Consider the following 5,374-nt stretch of genomic DNA (forward strand, 5'->3'; position numbering starts at 1 on the left):
ATACTTGCGTAAATGTAGTGTCGGCCCTGGCTCGAACAAAACGCTATCGCCTCACGTTTCAGCCAGCACACCCGATTGTCAGCGAAGGAGATGCACCGTGTTCCGCCTTGTCCTGCCATTCTTCGTCAGCCTCGCCCTGCCCCTCAGCGCACAGGAAATGGTCACATACGAAACCGATCAGCCTTTCGATGACGTGGCCTTCGGCGTCGAAAACGCGATCCTGAACGAAGGCCTCGTGGCGGAGAACGTCAGCCACGTGGGGGAAATGCTGGAGCGCACCCGCGAAGACGTGGGATCGGACGTCACGCTGTTCGAGGCGGCGGAGGTCTACAGCTTCTGTTCGGCCGTCTTGTCGCGGGAAGTGATGGAAGCGGATCCGATGAACATCGGATTTTGCCCCTACGACATATTCGTGATGCAGCTTGCGGGGAAGGAGACTGTCACGGTGGGCTACCGCGCCCTGCCGGAGGGAGAGATGCAGAAGGTTCAGGCAATGCTCGACAAGATCGCGCGTGCCGCCCTCGGTCAGTGAAGGGGGCAGAAATCGCCCCACACTATATTCTATGTATATAGACAGCGAAAAAGGCCGGGGCGAACCCCGGCCTTTTTCATCTTTCCTCCAGATCGCCTCAGTGAACCGTCGCGGTATCGGGCTTGGCCCGATTACTGGTCGACAAGCGATCACCGATAATCAGACCGTCCGTTCCGGCAGAGACATGGATCGTCTCACCATCCTTCACGTCACCGGCCAAGATCATCTCGGCCAGAGGATCCTGAAGGCTCCGCTGGATCACGCGCTTCAGCGGGCGCGCCCCGAACACGGGATCATAGCCCTCATCGGCCAGCCACTTGCGGGCACCTTCGTCCAGTTCCAGCGCGATCTTACGTGACGCCAGACGCTTCAGCAGGCGACCGAGCTGGATATCGACGATACCGCTCATGTCTTCCCGGCCAAGCCGATCGAAGATGATCGTCTCGTCGAGACGGTTCAGGAACTCGGGGCGGAAGTGTGCGCGCACCGCATCCATCACGTCCCGCTTGGCCTGCGCCATGTCCCCGCCTTCCGGCAGTTGGCTGAGCGCCTGCGCCCCGAGGTTCGATGTGAGCACGATCAGCGTCTGCTTGAAGTCCACCGTCCGGCCCTGACCATCGGTCAGCACACCATCGTCGAGCACCTGAAGCAGGACGTTGAAGACATCCGGATGCGCCTTTTCGACCTCGTCGAACAGAACGACCTGATAGGGCCGCCGCCGCACCGCTTCCGTCAGAACGCCGCCTTCGTCATAGCCCACATACCCCGGAGGCGCACCGATCAGCCGGGCCACGGCGTGCTTCTCCATGAACTCCGACATGTCGATACGCACCATGGCGTTGTCGTCGTCGAACAGGAACTCGGCGACGGCTTTCGTCAGCTCGGTCTTGCCCACACCGGTCGGCCCGAGGAAGAGGAAACTGCCCAGCGGGCGGTTCTCGTCGTTCAGCCCGGCCCGCGCACGGCGCACCGCGTTGGCAACCGCACGGACAGCGGAATGCTGGCCGATCACACGGGCGTGCAACTGGTCCTCCATCCGCAGGAGCTTGTCGCGCTCACCCTCGAGCATCTTGCCGGCGGGAATACCCGTCCAGCGTTCGACCACGCTCGCGATCTGGTCGGGGCGCACGGCTTCTTCCACCATCAGGTCGCTGTCGTTCTCCTCGACCTCGCCCAATTCCCGCTCAAGCTGGGGGATGACGCCGTAGGAAAGCTCCCCCGCCTTGGCGAGGTTGCCTTCGCGCTTGGCGATATCAAGCTCGGCACGCGCCTGATCCAGACGCGCCTTGAGCGAACGCGCCCCTTCCAGCTTGTCCCGTTCGCCCTGCCACTGGGCCGTCATGCTGTCGGCCTTCTCCTGCAGGTCGGACAGTTCCTTTTCCAGCTTCTCCAGACGATCCTTGCTTGCGGAGTCGTCTTCCTTCTTCAGGGCTTCCGCCTCGATCTGAAGCTGAAGGATCTGCCGGTCCAGCGCGTCCAGTTCTTCGGGCTTGCTGTCCACTTCCATGCGCAGACGGCTTGCGGCTTCGTCCATCAGGTCGATCGCCTTGTCCGGCAGGAAACGGTCGGTGATATAACGGTGCGAGAGCGTAGCCGCGGCGACAAGGGCGGAGTCGCTGATCCGCACACCGTGGTGCAGTTCATACTTCTCCTTGATACCCCGAAGGATCGAAACGGTATCCTCCACGGTGGGCTCCTGCACCATCACGGGCTGGAACCGCCGCGCCAACGCCGCGTCCTTCTCGACATACTTGCGATATTCGTCGAGCGTGGTCGCACCGACGCAGTGCAATTCACCACGGGCGAGCGCGGGCTTCAGCAGGTTCGACGCGTCCATCGCGCCATCGGCCTTCCCTGCCCCGACGAGCGTATGCATCTCGTCGATGAACAGGATCACTTCACCGGCGGCTTCGGTCACTTCGGTCAAGACGGCCTTGAGCCGCTCTTCGAACTCACCACGATATTTCGCACCCGCGATGAGCGCACCCATATCAAGCGCCAGCAGGCGCTTGTTCCGCAGGGATTCCGGCACGTCGCCATCGACGATCCGCAGGGCAAGTCCTTCGGCAATCGCGGTCTTACCCACGCCCGGCTCACCAATCAGTACCGGGTTGTTCTTGGTGCGACGGCTCAGAACCTGCATGGCACGGCGAATTTCCTCGTCCCGTCCGATGATCGGGTCGATCCGGCCTTCCTCGGCCCGGGCGGTGAGGTCGGTGCTGTACTTCTTCAGCGCGTCGTAGCCCTCTTCGGCATTGGCGCTGTCAGCGGTCCGGCCCTTGCGGATATCATTGATCGCGGCGTTCAGCCCCTGTGCGGTCACATGCCCGGCTTCCAATGCCTGTTTGGCACCGGATTTCACCATGCACAGCGCCATCAGGATGCGCTCTACCGGGACGAAGCTGTCGCCAGCCTTCTTGGCCAGTGCTTCGGCCTCCGCCAGCACCTTGGCGGTCGTGTTGTCCAGATACACCTGCGCCGCGTCGCCGGTTACCTTGGGCATCTTTCCCATGGCAAGTTCGACGGCTTCGGCTACGCGGGCGGGCTGACCGCCGGATGCTGCGATAAGATTGCTTGCGAGACCCTGCTCATCATCCATCAGGGCCTTCAAGAGATGCTCGGGAGCAAGCCGTTGATGGCTTTCCCGGGCAGCGATGGTCTGCGCGGCCTGGATGAAACCGCGCGATCTTTCCGTGAACTTGCTCAAGTCCATGGTTCTCTCCTTTTCGTTAAGCGCCCTGCGTGTTCCCGCCCGCTCAGCGGCACGTGGAACCATGGGCCTCGAAGAAACATTTGGGGAGCACCCCGCTCCGGTTCAAGGGTTTGGAATGACCGAATATTCCGCCAACGGACAAGAAAGTAGCGGGGGGTCAGTTTCCCTTTCCCCTCTGGCCCGCTCACGACCACCTCACGGCGATTTTACGCTACCAGGCTAGGCGAACCATTCCCTTGCGCCCAGATATCCAGATGCAAAGCTTTGTTTTGAAATTGGAAATACAAATTATCCACAGAACGAGCGCACCGGATGGAACTTCCCGTGGTCCCCGCTCGTTTAATGGACAGAGCATAACGAAGTAAGAAGTCGCTCTTCGAGAAAAATCGATAACCGTGAGGTGAAAACGATGCAGACGCGCCAAATCCAGCTGACAGAAGTCATCTATAATGCGGCAAACCAGACGTTCGAAGCGTTGGTGACTGTAAACGATGGCGATCTGACCCGTAAATATGCCTGTGCGATTGACGCACCCATTTCTATGAGCTTCGAGGACGCCGCTGATGGCCTGCGCAGGCAGGCCCTTCGCCGCTACGAAGTGCGCGGCGGTCTTTATTCCGAGGCTCGCCCCCATGTTCCCGCCCTGCGTGCCGGGCGCCCCGCTTTCGATCCCCGTCGCTGGCTCGAAGGCCTGATGCGCCTGCCCGGTCGCAACGCGGCCTGAATTTCGCGGGGCGCCCCTCGGCGCCCCGCACCCCCATAGCGGATCTGCCACTGCGTTACTTCTGTCCCGACGCAGTATTCCGCTTGCCAGAGACAGCTGCCTGCCTGCAAAGTCTCTGATACTGACCCGGATGATACATTGTTATCATCCGGGCTTTTTTGTCTCCCCGGATGGACACATGCCCCCCGCCTGCCTAATCAGGCTCGACAACGCCCAGGGCAGGAGCACGACACCATGACAGACAACAGATTGATCGTGGCACTTGATGTCTCGCATGCCGTGGCAGGGCTGGAACTCGCCCAGCGACTGGGCGATTCCGTCGGATTCTACAAGATCGGTCTGGGCATGCTGACAGGGGGCGGCCTCGCACTCGCCAATGAACTGAAATCGGAGCATGGCAAGCGCATCTTCCTCGACATGAAGCTGTTCGACATCGGTGCGACCGTCGAAGCGGCAGTCCGGGGGCTGGCACAATTCGACCTTGATTTTTTGACCGTTCATGGCGATCCGCATGTGGTCCGGGCTGCAAAGGAAGGGGCCGCAGGATCGGAGCTCAAGATCCTTGCCGTCACCATTCTGACCTCGCTCGACAGGTCGGACCTCGATGCCGCGTTGCTGCGGCCCGGGGATATCGCCGATCTGGTCACAGAACGCGCCGGGCGGGCTTTCGATGCCGGCGCTGACGGCGTCATCGCCTCCCCCAACGAGGCGGCGGCGATCCGCGCTTTGCCCGAAAGCAGGGGTAAGCTCATCGTGACGCCGGGGGTTCGACCCGCTGGGGCGTCACTGGGGGACCAGAAACGCGTGGCGACCCCGGCTCAGGCACTGGGAAATGGCGCCGACCATATCGTCGTCGGGCGGCCGATCGTTCAGGCTGAGGACCCAGCAGCAGCTGCGCAGGCGGTATTGTCCGAGATTCGTGATCAATAAGCGACGCATCCGCTCGTTGTGTCACAAATTGAACACAAACTTATCGCGCCTGACAAATACATCCATTCTCACCTGTGTCATATGCCAACTGCGTGCTAACCTGAATTCAGGTGATACTCCCCGACGAACTGGTTCTTCCTGATGTTCGTCACCTCCCCCCGCTCACTCAGGCGGGGGGCCTTTCGTTGGCCTAAGCGCCGCGGCCCTTCGCCCCCATGTTCATCGCGAAACGAATACCGTAGAATGGGGCGGACCCCATCGATATTGCCATGCCCGCTATTTGTCGTGATTGCCTGCACCAGATCGAAGCCGCACGGCGTTGTCCGTCCTGCGGCAGCCCGCGTGTGCTGGCCCATCCGGAACTGCACGACCTTTCCGTCGCACATATGGACTGCGACGCTTTCTATGCCTCGGTGGAAAAGCGCGACAATCCGGAGTTGGAAGGCAAACCCGTCATCATCGGCGGCGGGCGGCG

Annotated in this window: 5 protein-coding genes; 4 read left to right on the forward strand and 1 reads right to left on the reverse strand. The window is 61.2% G+C overall.

Going from position 1 to position 5,374, the window contains the following annotated elements:
- The first annotated feature begins 157 nt into the window (after positions 1–157).
- Positions 158–532, forward strand: coding sequence for a DUF302 domain-containing protein (locus A3764_RS10700; RefSeq protein WP_067921723.1), 375 nt, complete (start codon positions 158–160; stop codon positions 530–532).
- A 97-nt stretch (positions 533–629) separates the two neighbouring features.
- Here the strand turns inward: A3764_RS10700 and clpB are convergent, their stop codons facing one another.
- Positions 630–3,245 carry an ATP-dependent chaperone ClpB gene (clpB, locus tag A3764_RS10705; protein WP_067921717.1) on the reverse strand — a complete coding sequence of 872 codons (2,616 nt, stop codon included), beginning with the start codon at positions 3,243–3,245 and terminating at the stop codon, positions 630–632.
- A 409-nt stretch (positions 3,246–3,654) separates the two neighbouring features.
- On the opposite strand from clpB, the gene A3764_RS10710 reads away from it, so the two are divergent.
- The 3 genes from A3764_RS10710 to A3764_RS24055 form a co-directional block, all read left to right on the forward strand.
- Entirely contained in the window at positions 3,655–3,969 is a 315-nt protein-coding gene (locus tag A3764_RS10710) for an orotidine 5-phosphate decarboxylase (RefSeq protein WP_067921714.1), read from the forward strand.
- 234 nt (positions 3,970–4,203) lie between these two features.
- Entirely contained in the window at positions 4,204–4,899 is a 696-nt protein-coding gene (gene pyrF, locus A3764_RS10715; RefSeq protein WP_067921711.1) for an orotidine-5'-phosphate decarboxylase, read from the forward strand.
- Positions 4,900–5,168: 269 nt separating this feature from the next.
- Positions 5,169–5,374, forward strand: a 206-nt coding sequence (locus A3764_RS24055) for a Y-family DNA polymerase (protein ID WP_443069376.1), incomplete at its 3' end; no start/stop codon positions are given.

This window comes from Sulfitobacter sp. HI0129, from assembly GCF_001635395.1.
In the GTDB taxonomy this organism is placed as follows: domain Bacteria; phylum Pseudomonadota; class Alphaproteobacteria; order Rhodobacterales; family Rhodobacteraceae; genus Sulfitobacter.

Coding starts and splice junctions, on each gene's coding strand:
- A3764_RS10700 (WP_067921723.1), top strand. CDS start 158: ATGGTCACATACGAAACCGATCAGCCTTTCGATGACGTGGCCTTCGGC.
- clpB (WP_067921717.1), bottom strand. CDS start 3,245: ATGGACTTGAGCAAGTTCACGGAAAGATCGCGCGGTTTCATCCAGGCC.
- A3764_RS10710 (WP_067921714.1), top strand. CDS start 3,655: ATGCAGACGCGCCAAATCCAGCTGACAGAAGTCATCTATAATGCGGCA.
- pyrF (WP_067921711.1), top strand. CDS start 4,204: ATGACAGACAACAGATTGATCGTGGCACTTGATGTCTCGCATGCCGTG.